The sequence below is a fragment of the Pseudomonas sp. TWR2-1-1 genome (genome assembly GCF_049897045.1).
Classification (GTDB): domain Bacteria; phylum Pseudomonadota; class Gammaproteobacteria; order Pseudomonadales; family Pseudomonadaceae; genus Aquipseudomonas; species Aquipseudomonas versuta.
Map to the genome: position 1 here is coordinate 116156 of NZ_JAFCVM010000005.1, position 24899 is coordinate 141054.

Annotated in this window: 28 protein-coding genes and 2 tRNA genes; 17 read left to right on the top strand and 13 right to left on the bottom strand. The window is 58.5% G+C overall.

Translation table 11 applies throughout. The features are described from left to right. Positions 1-111: 111 nt before the first annotated feature. The 4 genes from ACP7BO_RS14265 (at position 112) to ACP7BO_RS14280 (ending at position 3044) form a co-directional block, all read left to right on the top strand. The gene (locus ACP7BO_RS14265; protein WP_426211049.1) at positions 112-900 is read left to right on the top strand and encodes an ABC transporter substrate-binding protein; all 789 of its coding nucleotides are present in this window, start codon (positions 112-114) and stop codon (positions 898-900) included. 62 nt (positions 901-962) lie between these two features. After that, on the top strand, positions 963-1610 hold the full coding sequence (locus ACP7BO_RS14270) for an amino acid ABC transporter permease (RefSeq protein ID WP_003438446.1): 648 nt from the start codon (positions 963-965) through the stop codon (positions 1608-1610). A 10-nt stretch (positions 1611-1620) separates the two neighbouring features. Further along, a complete protein-coding gene (locus ACP7BO_RS14275; protein WP_426211051.1) occupies positions 1621-2280 on the top strand; it encodes an amino acid ABC transporter permease in 660 nt (219 codons plus the stop codon). Then, positions 2277-3044 carry an amino acid ABC transporter ATP-binding protein gene (locus ACP7BO_RS14280; RefSeq protein WP_426211053.1) on the top strand — a complete coding sequence of 256 codons (768 nt, stop codon included), beginning with the start codon at positions 2277-2279 and terminating at the stop codon, positions 3042-3044. The genes ACP7BO_RS14275 and ACP7BO_RS14280 overlap by 4 nt, the downstream gene beginning before the upstream one ends. A 116-nt stretch (positions 3045-3160) precedes the next feature. Here ACP7BO_RS14280 and ACP7BO_RS14285 read toward each other — a convergent pair. Next, positions 3161-3236: transfer RNA gene (locus ACP7BO_RS14285), tRNA-Thr, on the bottom strand. A 147-nt stretch (positions 3237-3383) separates the two neighbouring features. Here ACP7BO_RS14285 and ACP7BO_RS14290 point away from each other — a divergent pair. Continuing rightward, the gene (locus ACP7BO_RS14290; protein WP_426211055.1) at positions 3384-3815 is read left to right on the top strand and encodes a DNA methylase; all 432 of its coding nucleotides are present in this window, start codon (positions 3384-3386) and stop codon (positions 3813-3815) included. Continuing rightward, positions 3812-4564, top strand: a complete 753-nt coding sequence (locus tag ACP7BO_RS14295) for a DUF72 domain-containing protein (RefSeq protein ID WP_426211057.1) — start codon at positions 3812-3814, stop codon at positions 4562-4564. The genes ACP7BO_RS14290 and ACP7BO_RS14295 overlap by 4 nt, the downstream gene beginning before the upstream one ends. Here the strand turns inward: ACP7BO_RS14295 and ACP7BO_RS14300 are convergent. Together ACP7BO_RS14300 and ACP7BO_RS14305 are read right to left on the bottom strand one after the other, a co-directional pair. Further along, positions 4513-5892 (bottom strand): heavy metal sensor histidine kinase, encoded by a 1380-nt coding sequence (locus ACP7BO_RS14300; protein WP_426211059.1) that lies wholly within the window; start codon positions 5890-5892, stop codon positions 4513-4515. The two genes, ACP7BO_RS14295 and ACP7BO_RS14300, sit on opposite strands and share 52 nt — an antisense overlap. Further along, the gene (locus ACP7BO_RS14305; RefSeq protein ID WP_010656843.1) at positions 5885-6559 is read right to left on the bottom strand and encodes a heavy metal response regulator transcription factor; all 675 of its coding nucleotides are present in this window, start codon (positions 6557-6559) and stop codon (positions 5885-5887) included. Before ACP7BO_RS14305 ends, ACP7BO_RS14300 begins: the two co-directional genes overlap by 8 nt. A gap of 135 nt (positions 6560-6694) precedes the next feature. On the opposite strand from ACP7BO_RS14305, the gene ACP7BO_RS14310 reads away from it, so the two are divergent. Both ACP7BO_RS14310 and uraH read left to right on the top strand, forming a co-directional pair. Next, a complete protein-coding gene (locus ACP7BO_RS14310) occupies positions 6695-7174 on the top strand; it encodes a GlcG/HbpS family heme-binding protein (RefSeq protein WP_060696156.1) in 480 nt (159 codons plus the stop codon). 32 nt (positions 7175-7206) lie between these two features. Next, positions 7207-7617, top strand: coding sequence for a hydroxyisourate hydrolase (uraH, locus tag ACP7BO_RS14315; RefSeq protein WP_397455189.1), 411 nt, complete (start codon positions 7207-7209; stop codon positions 7615-7617). A gap of 38 nt (positions 7618-7655) precedes the next feature. Here uraH and ACP7BO_RS14320 read toward each other — a convergent pair whose 3' ends face one another. Genes ACP7BO_RS14320 through ACP7BO_RS14340 form a run of 5 tightly spaced genes read right to left on the bottom strand, consistent with a single transcriptional unit; the run spans position 7656 to position 11839 of the window. Continuing rightward, a complete protein-coding gene (locus tag ACP7BO_RS14320; protein ID WP_426211062.1) occupies positions 7656-8879 on the bottom strand; it encodes a methyltransferase in 1224 nt (407 codons plus the stop codon). Then, positions 8860-9549, bottom strand: a complete 690-nt coding sequence (locus ACP7BO_RS14325; RefSeq protein WP_060696148.1) for an ABC transporter permease — start codon at positions 9547-9549, stop codon at positions 8860-8862. The genes ACP7BO_RS14320 and ACP7BO_RS14325 overlap by 20 nt, the downstream gene beginning before the upstream one ends. After that, a complete protein-coding gene (locus ACP7BO_RS14330; RefSeq protein ID WP_426211065.1) occupies positions 9549-10241 on the bottom strand; it encodes an ABC transporter permease in 693 nt (230 codons plus the stop codon). The genes ACP7BO_RS14325 and ACP7BO_RS14330 overlap by 1 nt, the downstream gene beginning before the upstream one ends. Positions 10242-10299: 58 nt before the next feature. Then, the gene (locus ACP7BO_RS14335; protein WP_060696143.1) at positions 10300-11052 is read right to left on the bottom strand and encodes a transporter substrate-binding domain-containing protein; all 753 of its coding nucleotides are present in this window, start codon (positions 11050-11052) and stop codon (positions 10300-10302) included. Between the two features lie 13 nt (positions 11053-11065). Further along, a complete protein-coding gene (locus tag ACP7BO_RS14340) occupies positions 11066-11839 on the bottom strand; it encodes an ABC transporter ATP-binding protein (RefSeq protein ID WP_397455187.1) in 774 nt (257 codons plus the stop codon). A gap of 535 nt (positions 11840-12374) precedes the next feature. Here ACP7BO_RS14340 and gabP point away from each other — a divergent pair. From gabP to gltS, 4 genes are all read left to right on the top strand, one after another. Further along, positions 12375-13766, top strand: a complete 1392-nt coding sequence (gabP, locus tag ACP7BO_RS14345; RefSeq protein WP_060696141.1) for a GABA permease — start codon at positions 12375-12377, stop codon at positions 13764-13766. 190 nt (positions 13767-13956) lie between these two features. Continuing rightward, positions 13957-14682 (top strand): IclR family transcriptional regulator, encoded by a 726-nt coding sequence (locus ACP7BO_RS14350; protein WP_397455186.1) that lies wholly within the window; start codon positions 13957-13959, stop codon positions 14680-14682. 20 nt (positions 14683-14702) lie between these two features. After that, complete coding sequence (hutG, locus tag ACP7BO_RS14355) at positions 14703-15641, top strand: formimidoylglutamase (protein ID WP_397455185.1); 939 nt, start codon at positions 14703-14705, stop codon at positions 15639-15641. 58 nt (positions 15642-15699) lie between these two features. After that, on the top strand, positions 15700-16908 hold the full coding sequence (gene gltS / locus ACP7BO_RS14360; RefSeq protein WP_426211068.1) for a sodium/glutamate symporter: 1209 nt from the start codon (positions 15700-15702) through the stop codon (positions 16906-16908). A gap of 54 nt (positions 16909-16962) precedes the next feature. Here the strand turns inward: gltS and ACP7BO_RS14365 are convergent, their stop codons facing one another. Both ACP7BO_RS14365 and ACP7BO_RS14370 read right to left on the bottom strand, forming a co-directional pair. Next, the gene (locus tag ACP7BO_RS14365; protein ID WP_426211070.1) at positions 16963-19200 is read right to left on the bottom strand and encodes an ATP-binding protein; all 2238 of its coding nucleotides are present in this window, start codon (positions 19198-19200) and stop codon (positions 16963-16965) included. After that, a complete protein-coding gene (locus tag ACP7BO_RS14370) occupies positions 19197-19802 on the bottom strand; it encodes a biliverdin-producing heme oxygenase (protein ID WP_426211072.1) in 606 nt (201 codons plus the stop codon). The genes ACP7BO_RS14365 and ACP7BO_RS14370 overlap by 4 nt, the downstream gene beginning before the upstream one ends. 207 nt (positions 19803-20009) lie before the next feature. Here ACP7BO_RS14370 and ACP7BO_RS14375 point away from each other — a divergent pair, with 207 nt between their 5' ends. The 5 genes from ACP7BO_RS14375 to arsH all read left to right on the top strand — a co-directional run bounded on the left by ACP7BO_RS14375 (position 20010) and on the right by arsH (position 23174). After that, positions 20010-20258 (top strand): DUF1272 domain-containing protein, encoded by a 249-nt coding sequence (locus ACP7BO_RS14375; protein ID WP_060696128.1) that lies wholly within the window; start codon positions 20010-20012, stop codon positions 20256-20258. Positions 20259-20338: 80 nt separating this feature from the next. Next, positions 20339-20692, top strand: a complete 354-nt coding sequence (locus ACP7BO_RS14380) for a metalloregulator ArsR/SmtB family transcription factor (RefSeq protein WP_397455181.1) — start codon at positions 20339-20341, stop codon at positions 20690-20692. Positions 20693-20711: 19 nt separating this feature from the next. Further along, on the top strand, positions 20712-21995 hold the full coding sequence (locus tag ACP7BO_RS14385) for an arsenic transporter (protein ID WP_426211074.1): 1284 nt from the start codon (positions 20712-20714) through the stop codon (positions 21993-21995). Between the two features lie 3 nt (positions 21996-21998). Next, positions 21999-22469 carry an arsenate reductase ArsC gene (locus ACP7BO_RS14390; protein ID WP_426211076.1) on the top strand — a complete coding sequence of 157 codons (471 nt, stop codon included), beginning with the start codon at positions 21999-22001 and terminating at the stop codon, positions 22467-22469. Positions 22470-22481: 12 nt separating this feature from the next. Then, positions 22482-23174 carry an arsenical resistance protein ArsH gene (gene arsH / locus ACP7BO_RS14395; protein ID WP_426211078.1) on the top strand — a complete coding sequence of 231 codons (693 nt, stop codon included), beginning with the start codon at positions 22482-22484 and terminating at the stop codon, positions 23172-23174. Between the two features lie 81 nt (positions 23175-23255). Here the strand turns inward: arsH and ACP7BO_RS14400 are convergent, their stop codons facing one another. From ACP7BO_RS14400 to ACP7BO_RS14410, 3 genes are all read right to left on the bottom strand, one after another. Then, positions 23256-24113 carry an alpha/beta hydrolase family protein gene (locus ACP7BO_RS14400; RefSeq protein ID WP_397455177.1) on the bottom strand — a complete coding sequence of 286 codons (858 nt, stop codon included), beginning with the start codon at positions 24111-24113 and terminating at the stop codon, positions 23256-23258. A gap of 59 nt (positions 24114-24172) precedes the next feature. Beyond that, positions 24173-24643, bottom strand: coding sequence for a hypothetical protein (locus tag ACP7BO_RS14405; protein ID WP_426211080.1), 471 nt, complete (start codon positions 24641-24643; stop codon positions 24173-24175). Positions 24644-24808: 165 nt separating this feature from the next. Next, a tRNA-Phe gene (locus ACP7BO_RS14410) sits at positions 24809-24884 on the bottom strand. Positions 24885-24899 lie beyond the last annotated feature (15 nt).

Here is a 24899-nt window from a genome sequence, read left to right on the forward strand (position 1 = left end):
CGGGCTGACACCTTGCAGGGTGCTTTGCGCAAGGACCTATGCAAAGCTTTGGTGAAGGCTGGGTGAGTAATCCCAAGAAAAATAAAAAACAATTCTTCCAAGGTGCCTCCAATGCTAACTACAAAGCTCAAGGAATTGATTGCCGCTTCCACAGTTGCGGCTGCGGCACTGTTTTGCACGTCAGCTGTTCAGGCTGATGATTTGAAGTCGGTCCAGGACTCCAAAGAAATCCGTATCGCGATGAGCGGCCAATACTCTCCCTTCAGCTTTGCCAACGAGCAGAACCAGATTGTCGGCTTCGATGCCTCCATCAGCGAGGCCCTGGCCGAGCGCCTGGGGGTAAAGGTGAAGATTATTACCACGCCGTTCGACGGGATAATTGCTGGTCTGCTGGCGAAAAAATATGACGCCATTATCGCCTCCATGACCATTACCCCGGAACGCCAGAGGGCCGTGGATTTCGTGGGGCCCTATTACCATGCGGGCCGCACGATCGTGGTGAAGGACGACTCTTCGATCACAAGCCTTGATGACCTTAAAGATGTGGTGGTTGGCGTCACGCTCGGGGATGCCCACGATAAATGGGCCAGGGCGCGCGGCAACCTGAAGGTGAGAGCCTATAAAGGTCTGCCCGAAATGCTGGTCGATCTGGATGCCGGGCGTATCGATGCGATAGTGATGGACAGCGTTCCGGTGCTGGTCGCAGTCAAGGAAACCGGGCAGAAGGTGCGCATCATTACGCCACCGCAGAGCGATGGCGGGATTGAAGGCATGGGCATTGCACTGCGCAAAAATAACCCCGAGCTCAAGGCGGCGATGCAGGGCGCGCTTGCAGATATGCTCGCCGATGGTACTTACGAAAAGATCTCGATGCAGTGGATTGGCAAAGATATCCGCTGATTCAGCGTTAGCCTGGCCCGACTTGTCGTCGGGCCAGTCATCTGATTTTTCTGAGCGTGCCCATGGATTTGACTCTCATACAGCGCACATTTCCGTTTTTCCTGGAGGCGGCCTGGATTACGGTGCAAATCTCCGTGCTCGCACTGTTGCTTGGTTTTCTGGTGGCCATCGTGCTGGTGGCTGCGCGGTTGTCCACAGTCCTCATATTTCGCTGGCTGGCAAGGCTCTACATCAGTGTTTTTCGTGGCACTCCCTGCCTGGTTCAGCTGTTCATCATCTACTTCGGCGGCCCGCAGATCGGAATTGAACTGGAGCCGTTTGCGGCAGGTGTCATAGGTTTGGGCCTGAACATCGCCGCTTATATGGCGGAATCCATTCGTGGCGCCATCTCCAACGTGGACCCTGGCCAGGAAGAGGCTGCACGTTCAATTGGTTTCGGGCGCAGCCAGACTTTATGGTTTATCACGCTGCCACAAGCTGCAAAGTTAATGATCAGGCCGCTGGGGGTTAACGCTGTCGCACTGATTAAAGGTTCTGCACTCGTGTCGACGATCTCTGTGGTTGAACTTTCATATACGGCGCAACGCTTTATCAGTTCAACCTATAAGCCATTCGAAATCTTTATGGTGTCGGCACTGCTTTATATTGTGATGGTCTACTCGGTCAGATTTATTGTGGATTATCTCGACAATCGCTTCGCGGCAAGGTGAGAGCATTCATATGCAAAGCCTGGATCTGAGTATCGTTACACCCTATTCCGAGATGCTGGCGATGGGGCTGTGGTGGACGCTAATAATGTTTGTAACGTCCAGCGTAGTAAGTCTGCTGGCCGGGATCGCCTTTGCCCTGATCGTTCTTTATGCCCCCAAAGTTGTGGCATTGCCCGTGCGTTTTATGACGTGGCTGCTCATGGGCACGCCACTGCTTTTGCAGTTGTACGTAATTTATTATGGTCTGGTGCAAGTGGGGATCGATATTCCCGCACCGGTGGCCGGCATCATTGGCCTTAGCCTGCACTTCGCTGTCTACAATGCCGACGTGATACGTGCCGGCGTGGTCTCCGTTGACCCCGGTCAGATTGAAGGTGCCCGTTCTATCGGTCTCAGCCGTGGACAGACCCAGTGTTACGTCATAGTGCCGCAAGCACTGCGCAGGACCATTGCGCCGCTGGGAAATAATCTGATTGTCCTGTTAAAGGACACTTCACTGGTGTCAATGATCGGGATTGCAGAGCTGGTATACAGCGCGCAACTGGCAGTCAGCGAAACTTATAGCCCGTTCGAGTTTTATCTGACTGTTGCAGTTATCTATTACGCGGCCAACCTTGTTCTCGAAGCCGGCTTGCATCTTCTCGAAAAGAAAGTAGAGATGTCACGATGATCAATAATACATATATGGTTGAGGTCAAGGGTGCCCGTAAGGCATATGGAGCACTTGAAGTACTCAAGGGCATAGATCTTTGTGTCTCTCGCGGGCAAATCATCGCCATCATCGGCCCCAGTGGATCTGGAAAAAGCACACTCCTGCGCTCCATCAATCACCTGGAGGTGCTGAATGATGGCGAGGTCTGGTTAGATGGAGAACAAGTTAACCGGCCATTGAAAGGCCGTGCTTATGAACAGCATATAAATGCAGTGCGTCAGCAAATGGGCATGGTCTTCCAGCACTTCAATTTATTTCCGCATTTGACCGTATATGAAAACATTGCGTTGGGCCCGCTAAAGCTCAAGGGGCTGACGAAAAAAGCCGCGCGTGAACTGGCGATGGAATATTTGGCAAAAGTCGGATTGGCCGACAAATTTGATGAATATCCCTCCCGCCTCTCTGGCGGACAGAAACAGCGGGTTGCCATCGCAAGGGCGCTGGCAATGCAGCCAAAAGTCATGTTGTTCGATGAGGCCACATCGGCGCTGGACCCCGAGCTGGTCGAAGAGGTCAACCTGGTCATGAAGCAGCTCGCCGCCGAGAACATGACCATGTTGATCGTCACCCATGAAATGCGTTTTGCAGGCGAAGTTGCAGACCGGATTATCTTTATGGACGGCGGGGTTGTGGTCGAGGAGGGGGCGCCGGGCGAGATCCTGCAAAACCCGGTTCAGGAGCGAACCCGGTCGTTCCTGAAAAAACATCTGCACAATAGCTAGCAGTTAACGGGCTTCCTTTCAGCGCCAAGCCTGGAACCCCAGAACGAAAAAACCCGCCAGAAGGCGGGTTTTTCGGGGGTTTCAAAGACTGTGTTGGCTGTCTTTGGAACCTTGTATGGTGCCGGCACCAAGAGTCGAACTCGGGACCTACTGATTACAAGTCAGTTGCTCTACCAACTGAGCTATACCGGCGTTATGGGCGACGAGTATACCCGGATGTTTTAGGTTGTAAACCCCTGATAACAGACTATTTTTACGCGCGCGTCAGTGGACCCGAAAAAACGAACTTCCGCACCTGGTGTTTTTCATATCTACACAGGGTTGATGAGGGAGCGCGTCATGACTGAAGTGATCACCGCCAACGATCTGGGCATCAGGTTGCAGGCCGGCGATGAGACCGCCTTGTTCAAATGGTTCGTAGCCAGTTTTTTGATGGGCAAGCGAATTCAGGCACCGATTGCCGCCAGGGCTTATCAGGTTCTGGTCGAAGAGCACGACTGTGACTCGGCTCAGCGTCTGGCGCAGCTTTCCCATCGGCAACTGGTGTCGATTCTCGGTAAGGCACATTACGTGCGTTACGACGAAACTACCGCCACCCGTCTGTCTGCCCTGGCCAAGAAACTGGTCGATGAATATGACGGCAAATTCGGTGCCCTCTGTAGCACCAGTAAAGATCGCCACACCTTTGAGCGTCGCTTGCTGGAATTCGACGGTGTGGGGCCAAAGACTGTGGAAATCTTTATGCGCGATGCCGCTGCGGTGTTGTTTTGAACCGCGTCTTCGTGGGCTGCGCCGGATGGAGCATCGGGCGTGAATACTGGCCACGTTTTGCCAGTGAGGGCACGCATTTGCAGCGTTACGCCGGGCGCTTTTCGGCCACGGAAATCAATAGTTCATTTTACCGGCCCCACCGTGCGCAGACTTACCAGCGGTGGGCTGACAGCGTAGGGCCGGACTTTCGATTCTCGGTCAAATTACCCAAATCGATCACCCATGAACGGCGCTTGCAGAGCTGTGAAGACGAGCTGGACAGTTTTTTTGCGCAATGCACGCAGTTGGGCGATCGCCTGGGATGTGTGTTGGTGCAATTACCGCCCGGGTTGATGTATGAACCGCAGATTGCACGGGCGTTTTTCCGGGAAGTGCGCCTTCGGTACAAGGGCTCATTGGTGCTGGAGCCGCGTAACGACTCATGGCTGGCGGCCGATGAGCTGTTACAGACACTGCATATCGGTCGGGTTGCCGCTGATCCGGCGGTATTAAGCACAGGCTTTCAACCGGGCGGGTGGCCTGGCGTCCAGTATTGGCGCCTGCATGGCTCGCCGCGTATTTATCACAGTGAATATGGCGTGGCCCGACTCAGGACGTTGTCAGAACAGGTGCTGATGGGCGTAGAGCCAACGACCGAGTACTGGTTCATTTTCGATAACACGGCCAGCGGTTTCGCCATCAACGACGCGCTGACCTTTCAAGCGCTCATGGGCAACGCCGGGAACCCCAGCTCAAACAACGTTCCTTGAGCGTCGCTGCGGACCCGCACTTGTCCGTGATGCAACAGCATGATCGATCGCACGATCGCCAGCCCCAACCCGCCGCTGTCACCGGGTTCTGCGCGAGAGGGATCGACGCGGTAAAACCGGTCGAACAGTCTGTCCAGATGCTGCGGGTCAATGGGCGGGCCCTGGTTATGTACGCCAACCCAGCAATATTGGGCGTCATCACGGCGTTGCAAGGTGATGGTTGTCCCGGCTTCGGCATGGCGCACGGCATTGGCCAGCAAGTTACCCAAGGCCCGTTGCAGTAACTGCTGGTCGACGCTCAGTTCGCCGCAAAGTGAGTTGTTCAGCTGTAACTGACGGTCTTCTGCCAAGGCTTCAAAGTAATCGCACAACTCGTCGCCCACGGTCTGCAAGTCCAGGGTTTGCAGTTGCAGGGGCCGTTGGCCGTGATCGGCACGGGCCAGGAAAATCAGGTTTTCGACCATACGGTTGAGCCGTTCGTACTCTTCGATATTCGACGCCAGCAGTTCCTGGTACTCGTCCGGGCTGCGTGGCTGGTTCAGTGCCAAGCTGTTACTGCCCAGCAAGTTGTGCAGCGGCGTGCGAATTTCGTGGGCCAGGTCGGCAGAGAACTGTGACAGTCGCCCAAAGCTGTCTTCGAGGCGAACCAGCATTGCGTTAAGTGCCTGTACGGGCTCTTTCAGCTCTGCCGGAACATCGTCGGCGGGCATGCGTTGATCGAGGCTGCGGGGGGGGATGTCGCGCATGGCCTGCGCCAGTTCACGCAGAGGTACCAGACCGCGCCGCAACAACAGCAAGCCAAGGCCGAAGGCGAGTACTGCGCCAAAGCCTACCGCCATGTAGAGGCGCCCCCGGTAGCTGGCGAGCATTTGCTCACGCTCTTGCAGGCGTTTGCCGACGGTGACAATCAAAGGCTCGTCCCTCGGACCTTGTGCCACCCCTGTGAGCAAGGCGATGTTATCCACAGTCTGGATGTCAGACCGTAGCGGCGACGAATCTTGAGCAATGGGTGGCAGGTCGGGCAGTGTTTGCTGATGCGGATTGATGGCGATGACCCGACCACCATCGCTACGTTTGACCAGCAACACACTGTCCAGATTACCCAGCATGTTTTGATACAGGCGCGGACGCTCCTGCAGGGCTTCGAGGCTGTCGCTGTCGTGCAGCAGGGCCCGGACCTGCTCGAGGCGACCGAGCAGTGCCTGATCGTCCCGAAAGGTCAGTTCCGAGGCCAGCGAGCGATACAGAAACACTCCGATCACACTCAGCACCAGAGCGCAGGTCAAGGCAATCGCCAGGGCCAGACGCCAGGCGATGGATCTATTCATCCGGGGCTTCGAGCTGGTAGCCGACACCGCGCACGGTGTGGATAAGTTTTGGCATGTACGGGTCGTCGACCTTGGAGCGCAGGCGGCGCACGGCGACTTCAACCATGTTGGTGTCACTGTCGAAGTTGAGGTTCCAAACCTGAGAGGCGATCAAGGTGCGCGATAACACTTCCCCCTGACGGCTGGCCAGCAGGTGCAGCAATGCGAACTCCTTGTTGGTCAGGCTGATGCGTTGACCGCCACGGCTGACGCGCCGGCGCAGAACATCGATTTCGAGGTCGGCAATGGTGTAAGACTCGGCTTCACGCAACGGCCCGCGACGCAGCAGAGTGCGTACCCGGGCCAGCAATTCGGCAAAGGCGAAGGGTTTGAGCAAGTAATCGTCGGCGCCCAGTTCCAGGCCGCGAACCCGGTCTTCGATGGCGTCCTTGGCGGTCAGGAACAGTACCGGGGTGGCACCACGCTGACGGATCAACTGCAGCAGTTGCCAGCCGTTGAGCCCCGGCAGCATCACGTCCAGGATGATCAGGTCGTATTCCTGCTGCTCAACAAAGTAGCGGCCGTCCAGCCCGTTCAGCGCCACATCTACCGCAAAGCCGGACTCGCCCAGGCCTTTGGCCAGGAAATCTGCCGTCTTGGCTTCATCTTCAACCAGTAACAAACGCATCGCACACCTCGATCAATCGTCTGCACAGGCTAGGCGTCTTCTGTGGCATTGCCTATTACAAACTTGTAATGCAACTGACGGGCTTTTGACGGAGCCCGCTGGCTAAGGTGTCGGCACTCGTTAAGGAGCTTGCCGATGATGCTGAAAACTTTGCTGTTATGGACTGCGGTTGGCGTTGCCGGTGCTGCCCAGGCTGCGCCAAACCTGGCGCGTCATGCTGATCTGGACCTGGCCACCGCCCGCCAGCTGGCCGATGCCACGCTCAAGCACTGCTCCGGGGCGCTGAGCGTGCTGGATCGTGGTGGCAACGTGCTGACGGCCATGCGCCCCGAGGGGGTAGGCCCGCACAACCTGCTGGCCAGCCAGCGTAAAGCCTTTACTGCGCTGTCGACCAAAACCCCGACCCGTCTGTTTGCCGAGCGTGCGCGCAGCAATCCCGAAGCTGCGAACCTCAACTCCATTGCTGAACTGTTACTGCTGGGCGGTGGTGTGCCGCTGTTTGCAGACGGTGAGCTTGTGGGCGCGCTGGGTGTAGCGGGGGCGGGTGGTGCCGAGCAGGACGAAGCCTGCGCAATCAAGGCCGCCGAACAGATCGGCCTGACGACTCAACGCTGAATTGAGTGTTTTTTAACCATTGAGGAAGACCGATGAAAGCTTTGCGAATCACTTTGACGGCCTTGAGCCTGAGCGCGATATCCAGCCTGGCACTGGCGGCGGGCAATCCGTTGAGCGTGCATGTACTCAACCTTGAAAACGGTCTGCCTTCGCCAGGCGTTAACGTCACCCTGGAAAAACACGTTGGCCAGAACTGGCAGCCGCTGGCACAGGGTGTGACCAACGAACAGGGGCGCATCGGCGAGTTGTTCCCGGATAAACAGGCAATGGAAGCGGGTCAGTACCGTGTGGTATTCAAAACGGGCGATTACTTCAAGAAAGCGGGGCGAGATACCTTCTTTCCGGAAATTCCGGTGATTTTTGAAGTGAAAAATGCGGATCAGCACTATCACATTCCGTTGCTGCTGAGCCCTTACGGGTTCTCGACCTATCGCGGATCGTAAACCGCAGGTAATCATTGTGGGAGCGGGGCTCCCACAAGTTATCCACAACGCTGCGCCAGTAACAGCAAATTGCGTGGCGTCAGGTGGCTGTCGCAAAACTCGCCAAGCCGCACCTCATAGCCGCGTTCACTCAGGAACAAGGCTCGATCCAGCACCAGCCACAGCTCCAGCGGGCGGCGGAACAAGCCGCGTACCAGTTCCAGATTGCGCACCTGCGCCAACCGCTCCCGACCCGCAGCCTGCAGCGCCGGCCAGTCTTCTTCGCCGGTTGTGGATAAGTTCTTCAGCGCTGCCAGGTCTTCGCAGTATTGAGCGAAAGGCTTATTGAGCCAGGTGCCGGGCAGTGAGGGTGTGGATAAGTACTCGTCGCATTGACGGCGCTGGCGTTGCCACACGTCGAAGCTCAAGCGGCGCGCCATTGATTCATCGCGCTGGCGCCGTACGCGGCTGCCCGCGGTCACGGTTTCGCTCATCGGCAAGCTCAGGTCCTGCAGTGACAGGCGCAGGGTGGAGGCGCGGGCAGCTGTGGATAACGGTTGATAGTGGCTCGCGCTGATACGGTTGTAGCAGCAGGGCGAAATCGCCAGTTGTGCACAGCCCGCCGCGCTGGCCAGTTGCAGCAGGCGCACATGCAAATCGCCACAGGCATGCAAGGCGACTGGAGTCATGTCGGCCCGCAGGTGTAATTCGACGTCCGGAGCGAGGACATCCTGTTGTACATGGCGGGCCGGCAAGTGGTGACGCAGGCTAAGTGCCTGGCCGGCATCGATCAGTGCGCAGTCGTATTCCAGGCACGTCAGCTGTTGCCCTTCAGTTAATAGCCGACGGCCCAAATGCCCTTTGCCCGAGCACCAGTCCAGCCAGTGAACGGGTGTTTGCCTGAAGTTCAGGCTTTGGGCGAAGGCTTCTATTTGCTGCCATTTGCGCCCCGGTACATCCACTTGCAGGCGTTGGGCGGCAGGTGGCAGGGCTTGCGCGGGCAAGCGTTCGACGCGGCTGAGGGCAAGGGCAGTGGCTGCCAGTTGCGGGAACGGCGCGGGAGCAGGCAGATCCAGAAGATGGCTGTGGCTGTCTTCGGCGTCTTGCAGCGAACGACTGCGCAGCCATCGGGCGAGTTCAGGGTGTTGCGCTTCCCACGGCATATTCAGCGCAGTGAATGGCCGTGGGCGCCACAGGTGCTGGTGGTCACGCAAAAACCTGTCCAGTGCCTCGAAGCGGGCGAGCAGGGGCTCGCCCCGGGGCTTAACGCCCTTGGCAGGCATCAACGCGCAACCAGCGCTCCAGTAATTTGAAGCCCTGAATCAGGACAAACGACATCACCAGATAGATCACACCGGCAATCAGGAACATGTCCACCGTCTGGTAGGTGCGGGAAATGATGGTGCGGGTCATGCCGGTCAGTTCCAGCAGGGTCACGGTGCTCGCCAGCGAGCTGGCCTTGAGCATCAGGATCACTTCGTTGCTGTAGGCCGGCAGGCCGATACGCGCAGCACGCGGCAGCACGATATGCACCAGGGTTTTGAAGCGCGACATGCCCAGGGCGCGTGCGGCTTCGATTTCACCCGGCGGGATGGCCTGGATTGCACCGCGCAGGATCTCGGCGATGTACGCCGCGGTGTGCAAGGTCATGGTGATCACCGCACACCAGAACGGGCTGCGCAGGTACGGCCACAACACGCTTTCACGCACTACATCGAACTGCGACAGGCCGTAATAGACCAGAAACAGCTGGATCAACAGCGGCGTGCCGCGGAAGAAAAAGATGTAGGCATAGGGCAGCGAACGCACGTACCAGAGCCTGGAGGAGCGGGCGATACCCAGCGGGATGGCCACAATCAGACCGGCGATGACCGAAAGGGCAGTCAGCTCCAGTGTCAGGGTCGCGCCCTGAATCAGCTTGGGCAGCCACTTGAGGAAGAGTTCCAGGACCATTACGTTCTCCTCACAAAGCCGCGCGCCGCGCGTTTTTCAAGCACATGCATGGTGCCCATGGCCAGTACGGTCAGGCCCAGGTACATCACGGCAGCCACCATGTAGAAGGTGAACGGGTGTTTGGCGAAGGTCACGGCGTTCTGTGCCTGACGCATGATTTCTTCCAGGCCGATGACAGATACCAGCGCGGTGTCTTTCATCAGGATCATGAACAGGTTGCCCAGGCCGGGCAGGGCAATGCGCCACATTTGCGGCAAAACCAGCTTGGTGAAAATCCGCGGCCTGGTCAGGCCCAGCGCCAGGCCCGCTTCGCGGTGGCCTTTGGGGATGGCCAGAATGGCGCCGCGAAAAACCTCAGTGGCGTAAGCGCCAAAGCACAGGCCCAGCGCCAGCACGCCCGCCGCGAAGGCACTGAGGGTGAGGTCGGGCATGCCGATGAATTCGCCGAGGGCACGTACGGCATTCACGCTGCCGAAGTAAATCAGCAAGACCCACAGCAGTTCCGGAACGCCGCGCACCAGAGTCGAATACGTACCGCCCAGCCATCGCAGTGGTTTGTAGGACGAAGTTTTGGCCAGTGCACCGAGCAGCCCGAGCACCAGGCCCAGACACAGCGCAGTGAGTGCCAGTTTGACGGTCATCAGCGCGCCAGCGGCAAGCGCCGGGCCGAATCCGTATAAGTCGATAGTCATAAATTAGGCAGGCTTTGCTAGGGACCGGCGCAGCCTTGCGGCGCGCCGGTCAGGCAGGTCATTCAATGCTGAATGGGAAATACTTGTCGTTGATCTTTTTGTAGGTGCCGTCTTCTTTGATTTCTTTGAGCGCCAGGTTCAACTTGGTGCGCAAGTCGCTTTCGCCTTTACGCAAAGCAATGCCGACCTTGTCGTCTTCGTTGATCGGGTTGCCCTTGAACTCATAGTCCTTGCCCGCCGGATCATCCTTCAACCAGCCATAGATGGCGTACTTGTCGGCCAGCAGTGCGTCTACACGGCCCGAGGACAAGTCGAGATAGGCGTTTTCCTGGGTGTCATACAAGGCGATGTCGCCACCTACGTTATCTTCCAGCCATGTTGCGGCCTGGGTTGAACGCTGGGTGCCCAGTTTCTTGCTTTTGAGCGATTCAATGTCGGTTTTGAAATCGACACCTTTCTTGGCCACAAACTGCTGTTTGTTGGAGTAGTACGGGTCGGTGAAGTCGACAGCCTGTTTGCGGTCGTCAGTAATCGACAGGGAGGAGACAATAAAGTCGTACTTCTTGGCGTTCAGTGCGGGAATGATGCCGTCCCAGTCCGAGGTCACAACTTCGCACTCGGCTTTCATCTTGGCGCACAGGGCCATGGCAATGTCGTAGTCAAAACCAACCACTTGCCCGCTGGCGTTCTTGTTGTTGAACGGAGGGTAAGCGCCTTCAATCCCCACTTTGTACTTATCAACAGCCAAGGCATTGGCACTGAAAACCAGGGTGGCGGCAGCGGCCAGGAGAAGCTTTTTATAGTTTTGCATTCGTGTTGCTCCGTTAGCGGTTGCTGGACATGAATTGTTTACAGCGCGCTGAAACCGGGTTGTCGAACACCTGTTCTGGCGACCCTTGTTCTTCGATCAGGCCCTGGTGCAAAAACACGACTTCGGAGGACACCTGACGGGCAAAGCCCATTTCGTGGGTGACCAGCAGCATCGTGCGGCCTTCTTCGGCGAGCGCGCGGATAACACTAAGTACTTCCTGGACCATTTCCGGGTCAAGTGCCGATGTCGGTTCATCGAACAGGATTACTTTGGGTTGCATGGCCAATGTGCGGGCAATGGCGGCGCGTTGTTGCTGGCCGCCGGACAATTCGGACGGATAGGCGTGACGTTTTTCGGCGATGCCAACCTTGGCCAGCAACGCTTCGGCAACTTCAATCGCTTCAGCCTTGCTCTGACCCAGAACACGACGCGGGGCCTCGATGATGTTGTCGAGGATGGTCATGTGCGGCCACAGGTTAAAGTTTTGAAATACAAAACCCAGTTCACTGCGCATGCGATTGATCTGCTTGCCATCGGCAGCGACCAGTTCGCCATTTTTGGCTTTCTTGAGCTTGAGTTCTTCGCCGGCGACCAGGATCTGGCCCTCGTGCGGGTTTTCCAGCAGGTTGATGCAGCGCAGCAGGGTGGACTTGCCGGAGCCGGAAGAACCCAGGATCGAGATCACGTCGCCGTCGCGTGCGGTCAGCGAGATACCTTTAAGTACCTCAAGCTCGCCGTAGCGTTTATGCAAGTTGCGGATTTCAAGCGCGGGCGTGGCCAAAGCCATGTGCGTTCCTCATTGTGTTCGGGAGCGATCCTGCTGTTGGGCGGCCAAGCTAGCATAGGGCCACAAAGGCAACCAGCCGCTCCTGGGGAACAAAAGGCGAGAGGGTGGTCGTTTGTCGCATCCCGACAGCAGACTGTCGCGCGAACTACAACTGACCCCGTATTTTGCCGTTCGGCCAGACAGGTGTCGCTTAAAAAAGGTCGCGATGTTGCCAGCTTTGGCCCGGTGTTGGAAGCGCGAACCTACTAAAGGTTAAAGATGTGCACTGCTTTTGCACCATATGGGCAAAATTGGGTATTTTTGGTGCGCCCCGGAACTTGTGACTGAGTGTTACGGTAACGAATAGGCAAAAAGCCATCACTCTCAACAAGTTGCAAACCCAGAGGTGAACCGATGCAGCCCACGCAAACCGTGCATCTGTCACATTTTGGCTCATTTATTGCGTAAATAATTCTAAACGCCCCGTTGGTTACTTTTTACGAGAAGGTAAACAAGCGCGGCGCTCGGAATGGCTTTCACTGCAAAGGTAGTCCCAATGAGCAATACGCAAACTCCTAACGGCCTGGAGCAAGGTCTCAAACCACGGCATGTAACCATGCTGTCGATTGCCGGGGTCATCGGTGCCGGCTTGTTTGTCGGCTCCGGACACGCGATTGCACAGGCGGGTCCTGCCGTACTGCTGGCTTACGCCGCAGCGGGTACGCTGGTGGTGCTGGTGATGCGCATGCTGGCCGAAATGGCCGTCGCATCCCCTGACACCGGCTCGTTCTCCACCTACGCCGACCGTGCCATCGGGCACTGGGCCGGTTTCACCATTGGCTGGCTGTACTGGTGGTTCTGGGTGCTGGTTATCCCGCTGGAAGCCGTCGCCGCCGCCACCATCCTGCATGCATGGTTCCCCGGCACGGCGATCTGGGTCTTTACCCTGGTCATCACCCTGTTGCTGACCGTGACCAACCTGTTCAGCGTCAAGAACTACGGCGAGTTCGAGTTCTGGTTTGCGCTGGTCAAGGTGCTGGCGATTATCGGCTTCATTATCTTGGGCCTGATGGCCATTTTCGGCCTGCTGCCGACCAGTCAGGTCAGCGGCGTTTCGCATCTGGTCGACACCATAGGCTTTATGCCCAACGGCATGGGCGCGGTACTGGCCGCCATGTTGACCACTATGTTCTCGTTCATGGGCACAGAAATCGTGACCATCGCTGCGGCAGAATCCAAAGACCCGAGCAAGCAAATCACCAAGGCCACCAACTCGGTGATCTGGCGTATCGGCTTGTTCTACCTGGTGTCGATCTTCATCGTTGTGGCACTGGTGCCATGGAACGATCCGGGCCTGGCCCAGTTCGGCTCCTACCAGACCGTGCTTGAGCGCATGGGCATCCCGAATGCCAAGCTGATTGTCGATATCGTGGTATTGATCGCGGTTACCAGCTGCCTGAACTCGGCGCTCTATACCTCGTCGCGCATGCTCTACTCCCTGAGCAAACGCGGTGACGCACCGGCTGCGGCCAAGCGTACCAATGCCAGCGGCACCCCTTACTGGGCGGTGATGATGTCGACCGGTGCAGCCTTCCTGGCCGTGTTCGCCAACTATGTAGCACCGGCAGCCGTGTTCGAGTTCTTGCTGGCCAGCTCCGGCGCCATTGCGCTGCTGGTGTACCTGGTGATTGCCATTTCGCAGTTGCGCATGCGTCAAAAGCGTATGGCGCTGGGCGAGACCATCTCCTTTAAAATGTGGCTGTTCCCGGGCCTGACCTGGGCGGTCATCGTGTTTATCGTGGCGATCCTGACCATCATGCTGTTCCAGGAGTCGCACCGGGTTGAAATCATGGCCACCGGCTTGCTGAGTATTCTGGTGGTAACGGCGGGCCTGTTGGTGGCACGTCGTCGACGTATTGAGAAGCTGGGGGCAACTGTACTGAACTGACGCCAGGACGGCGCTCGACGTTCAGTACACCGGGCCGCGATCCCTAGGGATCGCGGCCTTTTTTGTGGGCGCAGGAATACCCATGGCCTACCGCTGATCGTTATCTGAGGGTTTTTTCTCACTGGGTGGGAATCAAGTTTCAGCTAATGGGAAACTCCGTGCACCATGCGGGCAAGAGCATGAGGCCGATATGAACTACAACACGCCCACTGATCGCTTGCTGCAGATCCTCGTCACCCTGGGTCAATCCGGTGAGGCGATCTCCGCCAAAGAACTGTCCGAGCAACTGTCACAGCCGCTCAGCAGCACTTATCGGCATCTCAAAACCCTGCTGCGCTGGGGGCTGGCCGAAGAAAACGGTCAGGGCCGCTATTTGCCGGGGCCGGCCTGTTTGCAGCTGGCCAAGAAGTTCGATCGCGAAGCCGTGCTGGTAACGCTGGCCAAGTCAGAGCTCAAACGCCTGGCAGAGCAAAGCCAGGAAAGCGTGGCGTTGATGGTGCCAAGTAACGGCCAGGCGATTTGCATCGAACTGGTCGACAGCTCGCAACCACTGCGCTGCTGCTACCAGAAAGGGCTGGCCCAGCCGCTGTTGGTCGGGGCCTCGGCCCGGGTGTTACTGGCGCACATGGATGAGGCGCAAAGCCTGCCAATTCTTCAGGCACAGGGCCTGGAACGCGAAGAAATCGCCGCCTATCAGCGCAGTTTTGCCGAGATCCGGGCGACCGGCTATGCCGTGAGTCTGAGCGAAATCGACGACGGCATCTGGGGCGTCAGTGCCCCGGTGATCGACAGCCGCAATCGCCTGCTCGGCGCTATCAGCCTCATGGCCCCGGCCATTCGGGCGCAAAACCGCAGTGAACGCCTGATCCGCTGGACCCAGGATGTCGCGCTGCGCCTGAGCGCCCGGCTCGACTGAATTTGACTGGAGTTTCAAGCATGACCGTTGTTCCTGACATGCACGTGTGGACAGGCCGTATAGACGCTGCCGAAGGGCAGGGCGCATTGCGCTGGCATCAATGGGTCAAACCCTTTGCCCGGAGCCAGCCGGCGGGCGCGGCGCTGATCGGGCTGGCCTGCGATGAGGGGGTCAAGCGCAATCAGGGCCGCACCGGTGCCCGCGAGGGACCGTCGGCCTTGCGCAAGGCCCTGGCCAATCTGGCATGGCACGGCCACGCGCCGCTGTATGACGCGGGCGATGTGAGCTGCACCGACAGCAACCTGGAAGGCGCGCAGCAGATCTACGCCCACCACGTCAGCTACCTGCTCGATCAGGGGCACTTGCCGTTGGGGTTGGGTGGCGGGCATGAAATCGCTTTTGCCAGCTTCAGCGGTCTGGCCGATCACTTGCGCCAGCGCAACCCGCAAGCGCGGATCGGGGTTCTCAACTTCGACGCCCATTTTGATTTGCGCCATGCCGGGCAAAGCAGTTCGGGCACGCCGTTCCGGCAGATTGCCGAATATTGCCAGCGCGCAGAAATGCCATTCGCCTACTGCTGCCTGGGCGTCAGCCAACTGAATAACACTGCGGCGCTCTTTGAGCAGGCCGAGCAATTGAAGGTGCGCTACCGCCTCGACCGACAGATGAACAGTTGGGACATCTGTGCCTGCGAAGCCCTGATCGACGATTTCTTGCAAGACGTCGACCACCTTTACATGACCATCTGCCTTGATGTCCTGCCCGCCAGCCAGGCGCCCGGGGTCAGCGCGCCGTCTGCCCATGGGGTGGACATGCAGATCGTCGAGCATCTGGTACGCCATGCCAAAGCCAGCGGCAAATTGCGCATGGCCGATATTGCCGAGCTCAACCCGAGTCTGGACACCGATAACCGCACCGCCCGGATTGGCGCGCGTCTGCTCGCCAGCCTGATTGATTAAGTTTTTCCGTACATCCCTGAAACCGCTTGTTGAATCATAAGAAAAAGAGAAATTCGCCATGCTTACATTCGAACTGGATGCGCTGAGCACCCTCGCTCTCGCGTTGCTCCTGCTGGGCCTGGGTGCCCAGCTGAAAAAACGCAGCTACTGGCTGCGCCAACTTTGTGTTCCGGCGCCGGTGATTGGCGGCTTTGGTTTTGCCTTGGTGATCTGGCTGTTACGCGATCAGCAACTGCTCAACCTGACCCTCGATACCAGCCTGCAAACCCCGCTGATGGTGGCGTTTTTCACCACTGTCGGTCTGGGTGGCAGCCTGGGCCTGCTGCGCAAGGGCGGCAAGTTGCTGTTTATCTACCTGGGTGCGTGCTGGGGCCTGGCCCTGGTGCAAAACGTGGTGGGGGTCAGCGTGGCCAAGCTGCTGGGGATTGATCCGTTGCTGGGCATCATGGCCGGTGCCGTGTCGCTGGAAGGCGGTTTCGGTGCAGCGGCCGCGTTCGGCCCGATTGCCGAGAACCTCGGGGCGGTAGGCGCGACCACTGCCGCTCTGGCGGCAGCGACTTTCGGCATGGTGGCCGGCGGTTTGTTGGGCAGCCCGCTGGCGCGCTGGTTGATTGAACGCAACAAGCTCACGGTCAAGGCTGAAGCGGTGGGTAACCTCGAGGCCTTTGAAGAAGTGGTCCACACCCCGCCGGCGGCTCTGGACGCGGCGACCCTGCTGCGGCTGCTGACCTGCATCGTGGTGATCATGGTGCTGGGTTTCTGGCTGGGCGGCAGCTTGCAGCAGCATTTGGGCATCGTGTTGCCGAGCTATGTGGGCGCGATGTTTGTGGCCATCATTCTGCGCAACCTCAATGACCGCACCCAGGCTGTCGAGATGCCTGACCATGCCGTGAGCACCATTGGTGACGTGTGCCTGGGCATGTTCCTGACCATGGCCATGATGAGCCTGAAGTTCTGGGAGCTGGAGAAGCTGGGGTTGCCGCTGCTGGTGATTCTGGTGGTGCAAGTGGTGATCATGATCCTGCTCTGCGTGTTCGTCCTGTTCCGCCTGTTTGGCCGCAACTACGACGCCGCCGTCCTGTGTGCAGGCTTCATGGGGCACGGGCTGGGAGCGACGCCCAATGCCGTGGCCAACATGGGCGCCATCTGCGATCACTACAAAGTGTTCTCCTACAAAGCCTTCATCATCGTGCCGTTATGCGGTGCAGTACTGATCGACATTGTGGCGATCCCGATGATCACCTGGTTTATCAACGCGTTCAGCTGAGGTCAGGCAGTGGCAGGCCAGCTCTTGTGGGAGCTGGCTTGCCGGCGACAGGCGTCACGCAAATTTAGGCACGGTAAAGCGGAATTCACTCCCCTGGCCCGGGGTGCTTTGTGCAACTAACAGGCCGCCATGGGCCTTGATGATCCCTTGAGAAATGTACAGCCCAAGGCCAGTGCCAGACGTATTGCCTTCCTTCGCCGTCCAGTAGCGTTCAAAGATGTGCGGCAGTTGCTCGGCCGGGATGCCTTTGCCGGAGTCGCGCACGCTGAACACGATGTCGTCTCCGCTCGTTATGGCGGCCACTTGGATGGTGCCTTGAGCAGGGGTGAACTTGATCGCGTTGCTGATCAAGTTGGACAGCACCTGGAACAGGCGCTCGGGGTCGGCATGAATTTTCAGATCGGGCTCTGAGTGGAAGGTCAGCTCGAGCCCCTTGTCGGTGGCTAATGGCGTCAGCAACGACAGCGCTTCTTCAAAGATCTGGGTCACGTCCAGTGATTGCGGGGAGATGGTGTAGCGCCCGGCTTCTATCTTGGACGTATCGAGCAAGTCTTCGAGCAGGATGTTCATGCGGCTGGAGGCCTGTTGCATGGTGTCGATAGCGGTTGTGATGCGCCGTGAAGCATGGGAGCCGTCACTGCTGAAGGTTTTCTGCATCATCCCGCACAGCATGGAGATGATGGTCATGGGGTTGCGCAAGTCGTGAGACACCACCGCCACCAACTCATCCCGTGCCCGTACCGCCTGCTGTTCGCGGCGCACCTGACGGCTAAGGTCGTTTTCCAGTGCCGAGCGGCGCAGGTCGTTGGCGGCGAACAAATCGCCGTGGCTCCATTTGTCGCAGATACCGTCCACCTCGACCTTCCACAGCTCGAACGAGGTGCGCGGGCTTAGTCGCAAGCCGGTAGCGCTGCGTTCCAGGTTGAGAGGTTTTTTCGGGTCGCCACTCCACGGCATGCTTTCTTTGATCTCGCTGCGAAACCACAGCACGGCATTATCGACAGGCTTGGGCAGACACATGGCCAGCAGGCCGCTGGCGACATCCTTGTACTCGGCGGCCGGGGCATAAAGCGTCGACAGGCTGTGCGTGGAAAACACAGGGTCGCCGGATTGCTTGAACCATTGGTACAGATCACGGATTTGTTCGGGGTGCGGGCATTGGCCGTAACGGTGCAGCACTTTGTCTTCGATGATGGCTACACCGCTGGCCCGGGTCAGGTCCATCAACAATCGGGGCTCCAGCGCCAGACCGTCGAACACGTTTTCCGGGCCTTGCTCCATGGCGCTATTCAAGTGCACCAAAGCGTCTATTTTTGCTTCTCGCTGGCGGCTGATTTCCAGGGTTTGCAAGGCGCTGATCTGTAAGGACAGGACCTGGCCAATAGTCTGGCACGCCATGCGCAGCTCGTGCGGCACATGCAGAGGGGTGCGATGGCCGCAACTGATCAGGCCCCAGAGGCGTTCGCCATCCATCAGGGAGATGCTCATCGAAGACAGTACGCCCATGTTTTGCATGTATTGGCAGTGGATCGGCGACACGCTGCGCAAGACTGCCCCGCTGAGGTCCAGTGCTTGCCCCGTGTCAGGGCGCAATTTGGGGACCAGCTGTACCGGCTCATAGGCCGCGTCGGGAATGATGCGCAGCCAGTGGGTGCGATACAGCTCGCGGGCCTGCTCCGGGATGTCCGATGCCGGAAAGAACATGCCGTTGAACAGCTCCATCGCAGGGGCTGAGGCTTCGGCGATGACCTGGCCGTGACCCTCTTCTTGAAAATGGTAAATCAGAACCCGGTCATACCCGGTCAGAGCCTGAATCTCACTGACACAGGTTTCGTACAGCGCGGGCAGTGTCCTGGCAGCCTGCAGGCGTTGCAGTACGCGGCTCAGGTTGCGCACCTTGGCCATCGTGCTGTTGAGCTCGGTTTCATCGGGCTTTAACTCGAGTTCCAGAATCAGGGTGCCGTTGCTGCGGTGTAACAAGCCCTCCCAGGTCAGCCCCTGCAGATTCAACTCCAGTGGCGGCATATCGATTTGCTCGACCAAGTGGCTGGCTTGTTGCACCGCGGCGGCGGCCTGCGGGCCGGTCAGCATCGACAGCGGTTGATTCAACAGGGCTGCAGGCAGCACGCCGAACAGCCTCTGGACATTGGCACTGATTTGCTGGATGAGCAGCTCGGGACCGCAGAGGGTCAACAAAATACCGTGGGGCTGAATGGCCCCCGGAAAACGAATGGGCTCATCAGCGCAATTGGCCAGCAAGACTTCAAAATCTTCAGTATCCAGTGGGTTCATAACAACACCTCCTGACGTTCTAACCATTGCTCGAAACAGCTGAAAGTAGAGCAGGCCGCCTTGACGGCCTCGGCGCGTGCCCGGGCATCCAGTGGCATGGCGCAGAGAAAATCCAGGAACGACTTCCAGTTGCGGCCGGTGGCTTCGCCATATACGTAGAGAAAGGCGCCACCGTCATGGGCTTGCAGACCCAGGCGATCAGAGATTTGTTTGCGCAAGATATTGCCGCCCAGCGTGGCACCCTCAAGCACATATAAAACCCCCAGCACACTGGCTTCGCTGTTCAACTGCGGCAGGGTCGGGCACAGCGCAAGTGTCCCGGGCTTGATGCCCAGGGCGCGTAGATCCTGCTCCAGGGCCTGGGTCTTGAGGCGTGCGTGCAGGTCAAAACCCGGCGGGATCAACGCGCTGTTTACAAGCCTGTTCTCCATGGCCCGGTAGAACCCGTAATAGGCCGCCAACAGACGTGTGTAACGCTGCAGGTCAAGACTGTCCGAAAAAAACGGCAGGCGCTTCTCAAGCGCAACATGCAGGGTCTGGGTGCCGGAGCGGAGCTCGTTCAAAACCGAAGGCGTTGGTGGGGAGCTGGATTCGTATGGCATGCCGTATGACGGGGCTCTCTGTGTACGCTTTGAAAGGAGCGCTGATCAGGATTTGAAGGCGTGATAATCAAAAAGTGCCATTCATTCAGATAGAAGGTTTTGATATCAGGCACTGCTCCGGCAGTTTTACGCGCAAATTAACGATTGGCTTTTTGTTGGAAGCGTCTTAACTACAACAACGAATGTTTCCGTCTAGATGAGGTGCTCATGCTCGAATTACGCCCCAATTGCGAATGCTGTGATTGTGACCTACCGCCTGATTCGTCCCTTGCGCGGATCTGTTCATTCGAATGCACGTTTTGCGCCTCCTGTTCGGAGCAAAAACTGGGCGGGCTTTGCCCTAACTGCGGGGGCGAGCTGATGGTGCGGCCGCGTCGGCCGGTCAACAAGCTGGGCAATAACCCGGCCTCCAAAACGCGAGTGACCAAGCCTGAAGGCTGCACCGCCCGCAACTGACCTGCACTGCTTATCCCGGCCGGTTGCTAATGCATATGGAAATCCATATATTCGGATTTCCATATGTAAGGCGATGCGAGATGACGGTCGATTTTTCCCCTCCGGCGATTTTTAAATGTCTGGCTGATGCCACCCGAATGCGCTCTGCGCTGCTCATCGTGCAAGAAGGTGAGTTGTGCGTCTGTGAGCTGATGTGTGCGCTCAATGACAGCCAGCCCAAAATCTCCCGTCACCTGGCGCAATTGCGCAGCTGCGGGCTGCTGCTGGACCGTCGCCAGGGCCAGTGGGTTTATTACCGGCTTAATCCGGCGCTGCCGCAGTGGGTCATGTCGGTCCTCGACACCACCTTGAACGCCAACGGGCAATGGTTGCGCGACGATGTGTTGCGCCTTGAAGCCATGGGCGATCGCCCTCAACGCAACCGCTGCTGCTGAGCCGGGTCGGGAGAGTTTTATGTTGGCTGCCATTGCGATTTTTGTGTTCACGATTGTGCTGGTCATCTGGCAGCCCCGGGGGCTCGGGGTGGGCTGGAGCGCCTCGCTGGGGGCGCTGCTGGCCCTGATTTTTGGTGTGGTGCAACCGGGCGATGTCCCGGTTGTGTGGTCGATCATCTGGAATGCCACAGGCACCTTCGTGGCGTTGATCATCATCAGCCTGTTGCTCGATGAAGCCGGGTTCTTTGCCTGGGCGGCCTTGCATGTGGCGCGGTGGGGCAGAGGCCGCGGTAAACGTTTATTCGCCTATATGGTGTTGCTGGGTGCCCTGGTTTCGGCGCTGTTTGCCAACGACGGCGCGGCGTTGATTCTTACCCCTATCGTGGTCGCCATGTTGCTGGCGCTGCGTTTTTCACCGGCGGCAACCCTGGCTTTTGTGATGGGGGCAGGCTTTATTGCCGACACCGCAAGCTTGCCGCTGGTGGTGTCGAACCTGGTCAATATCGTCTCGGCGGATTACTTCAAAATCGGCTTCAACCAGTACGCCGCGGTGATGGTGCCGGTCAACCTGGTGAGCGTGGCTGCCACGCTGGGCATGTTGTTGTGGTTTTTCCGGCGCGACATTCCCGCCGATTACGACCCTGCGCAGCTTGATGACCCGGCCAGTGCCATCAATGACAAAGCCACTTTCGTGGCGGGCTGGTGGGTGCTGGGGATTTTGTTGGCGGGCTGTTTCGCTCTGGAACCGCTGGGGATTCCCATCAGCGCCATCTCGGCCTTGTGCGCGGCGTTGTTGCTGGGCATCGCGGCGTGGGGGCACAAAATCTCCACCCGCAAGGTACTCAAGGAGGCGCCGTGGCAGATCGTGATTTTCTCCCTGGGCATGTACCTGGTGGTCTACGGCCTGCGTAACGCCGGGCTCACCGATTACCTGGCCGGCTGGCTCGACGGCTTTGCCCGCTACGGTGTGTGGGGCGCGACCCTGGGTACCGGCCTGTTGACGGCGTTGCTGTCATCAATCATGAACAACCTGCCCACCGTGCTGATCGGGGCCCTGTCCATTGACGCCAGCAGCGCTACCGGGATGATCAAGGAGGCCATGATCTACGCCAACGTGATCGGTAGCGACCTTGGGCCAAAAATCACCCCGATTGGCAGTCTGGCCACCCTCCTGTGGCTGCACGTACTGGCGCGCAAAGGGATACGCATTACCTGGGGTTACTACTTCAAGGTCGGGATCGTGCTGACGTTACCGGTGCTGTTGATCACGTTGGCGGCGTTGGCCGTGCGGTTGGGAGGGTAGGTGATGAAAGTTCTGTTTATGTGTACGGCCAATAGCTGCCGAAGCATTTTGTCCGAGGCAATGTTCAACCATTTGGCACCGCCAGGCTTTGAGGCTGTCAGTTCCGGCAGCTTTCCCAAAGGCCGGGTGCTGCCGCGCAGCCTGAGCACCCTGCAAGACGCCGGAATAGCCACGGCGGGTTTGTACAGTAAAGGCAACGAGGCCTTCGAAGGAGCGCCCCCCGACATCGTAATTACGGTGTGTGACAAGGCGGCCGGTGAGGCCTGCCCGGTCTATTTCGGCCCCGCAATCAAAGCCCATTGGGGGCTTGCCGACCCTTCCGAGGTTGTGGCTGACGAAGCCGCGACTGATCAGGCATTTCGAGCCACCCTGGCGCAGATTGAGAGGCGCTGCCGGGCTTTTTTCGAGCTACCGTTTGAATCCCTTTCGGTGCCGGGGCTCAGGCTTGAGCTTGAGCGAATTTCCACGTTGTAACAGGAGACTTTGATGAGCGAACAGATGCCTAACCTCAACCTCGGACTGCTCGATCAGCCCGGTGCGGAGCAGCAATCGCATCCGCCGCGCATTTTGCTGCTGTACGGCTCGACGCGGGAGCGCTCGTTCAGCCGTTTGCTGGTTGAAGAGGCTGCACGCTTGCTGCGTCACCTGGGTGCCGAGACCCGGATCTTCAATCCGTCCGGGTTGCCGCTGCCCGATGATGCACCCCGCGACCATCCCAAGGTCCAGGAGCTGCTGGAGTTGATGCAATGGTCAGAAGGGCAGGTGTGGTGCTCACCCGAGCGTCACGGCGCCATGTCTGCCGTGTTCAAGGCACAAATTGACTGGGTGCCGCTGGCGCTGGGGGCGGTGCGTCCCACGCAAGGCAAGACCCTGGCGGTGATGCAGGTCTCGGGTGGCTCGCAGTCGTTCAATACCGTCAGCCAGTTGCGTAATTTGGGGCGCTGGATGCGCATGTTCATCATCCCCAACCAGTCCTCGGTGCCCAAGGCCTACATGGAATTTGACGATCAGGACCGGATGAAGCCCTCAGCGCTCTACGACCGCGTGGTAGATGTGATGGAAGAACTGGTCAAATTCACCTTGCTCCTGCGCGACCGTCCGGACCTGGTAGATCGCTATTCGGAACGCAAGGAAACGGCTGAAGAGTTGTCTGGCCGGGTTAACCAGCGGGCGATCTAAAGGGTCTCAACACCCTGTAGGAGCGAGCTTGCTCGCGAGCTCTATCCGGCTCTCAGGAAGAGCTCGCGAGCAAGCTCGCTCCTACAGGGGTTGTTGTATGGAGCCGGGTACATCGTCCGCCAACTCTCCCGCCTGTAACCATTGCAGGGCAATCGGCCACAAGCTGTCATGGAATCGGCTATGAAAAAACGCGAAATGGCCGATCTCTGTTACACCGATATCTTCCGGGCTGATGCGCAAATGTGTGCGGGAGCTGGCGCTGAAATGGCTGAGCAGGCGCTCGATGGCCGCCACGGTGCCGAACGGATCGTCGCTAAGGCTGATGGCGAGGGTTTTGGCCCTTACCGAAGCAAAGGGCAGGGCCCCGAGGTGGCGGGCGCTGGGGAGTTGCTCAAAGCGCGTGCCGAATGTCACCCAGTCCTTGACCACGCCTGCCGGGGTGTCTTCGAGCCAGCCCAGGCGCTTGCCCGGGAAGTAGCCGCAGAGCCCGGTGAGCAAAGGCATGACGGCGTGCCACTTGGTGAACATTTGCCAGCGCTGTGCGGGCGCATAGTCACGCCAGCAGGCAAATTGCGCCCCTACGGTCACTACACGGCGAATAACCGCCCCGGATGCTGCCAGGCCTGCTGCACAGCCGCCAAAGCTGTGGCCGACCACATCGATCGGCTGGCCCGGGTATTGGCGCTGTGCGCGCTTGAGGAGCGCTTCAAAGTCCAGCGATCCCCAGTCCGACCAGGAGGCCTTGAAGCCACGCAGTGATCCTGTGCGCGAGGCGCCGATGCCGCGGTAGTCAAACAGCATCACGTCCATGCCATGGCTGAACAGATACTCGGCAAAGCGCGCGTAGTAGCTGCAGCGCACCGAGGTGGCGGCATTGATGATGACTACGGCGCGCGAGGCGTGCGGCGTGTGCTGGCGCCATTCAAGACCGCCCAGCAAGTAACCGTCAGCAGCAGGCTCGGTGAACGCCCGGCTGACAGGTCGGGGCAGGGCAGCTGTCAGTGGCTGCTCCGGGTGTTGCGTTCTTGCAGCAGGCGCGAAGCTTCGACGTAGGCTTTGTGGAATGCCGGGGTTTCGATCCAGGCCACGGCGCTGTCTTCATCGTCGCCATGGATGGCAATCCGGTACTCGATCAGCAGGCCCATCAGGAAGTCGGTCGCGGGCTCTTCTTCCTCTTCCGAGATCACCAGCTCCAGCACCGGGTATTGCAGGAACACCGTGCACATGGTTTGCAGGTTGATGGCTTCGGCGGCCTTCATCACCTGGAACAGATCGTCGTAATCGGCCGGGTCAAAGCCGTTGTCGAGGATGTCCTGGAAGTTGAAGGTGCTGAGGTCGATTTTTACGTCATCGAACGGATTGTCGATCAGGGTCGCAGCCGAAGCCTTGGCCGGCTTGCCGACGCGGTTCTGTTTGGCTTTGGATTTGGCCCGCTGCGCGTGTTTTTGCTGTTTCTTTGGCGTTGCCATGAACGTGTGTCCTTTGCAGGCTGAGGAGAGGATTGAACCCCATCTCTTTGCAATCGCCAAGAGAGGTGGCGCCACCGGGTATAAATCGCGCCCAACAAAAAACCCGCACTAGGCGGGTTTCTTGTTTGCTTTGAGGTGGTGCGAACACCACATCAATGCTGAATGTGGTGCCCAGAGACGGAATCGAACCGCCGACACGGGGATTTTCAATCCCCTGCTCTACCGACTGAGCTATCTGGGCAACGGGGCGCATTAG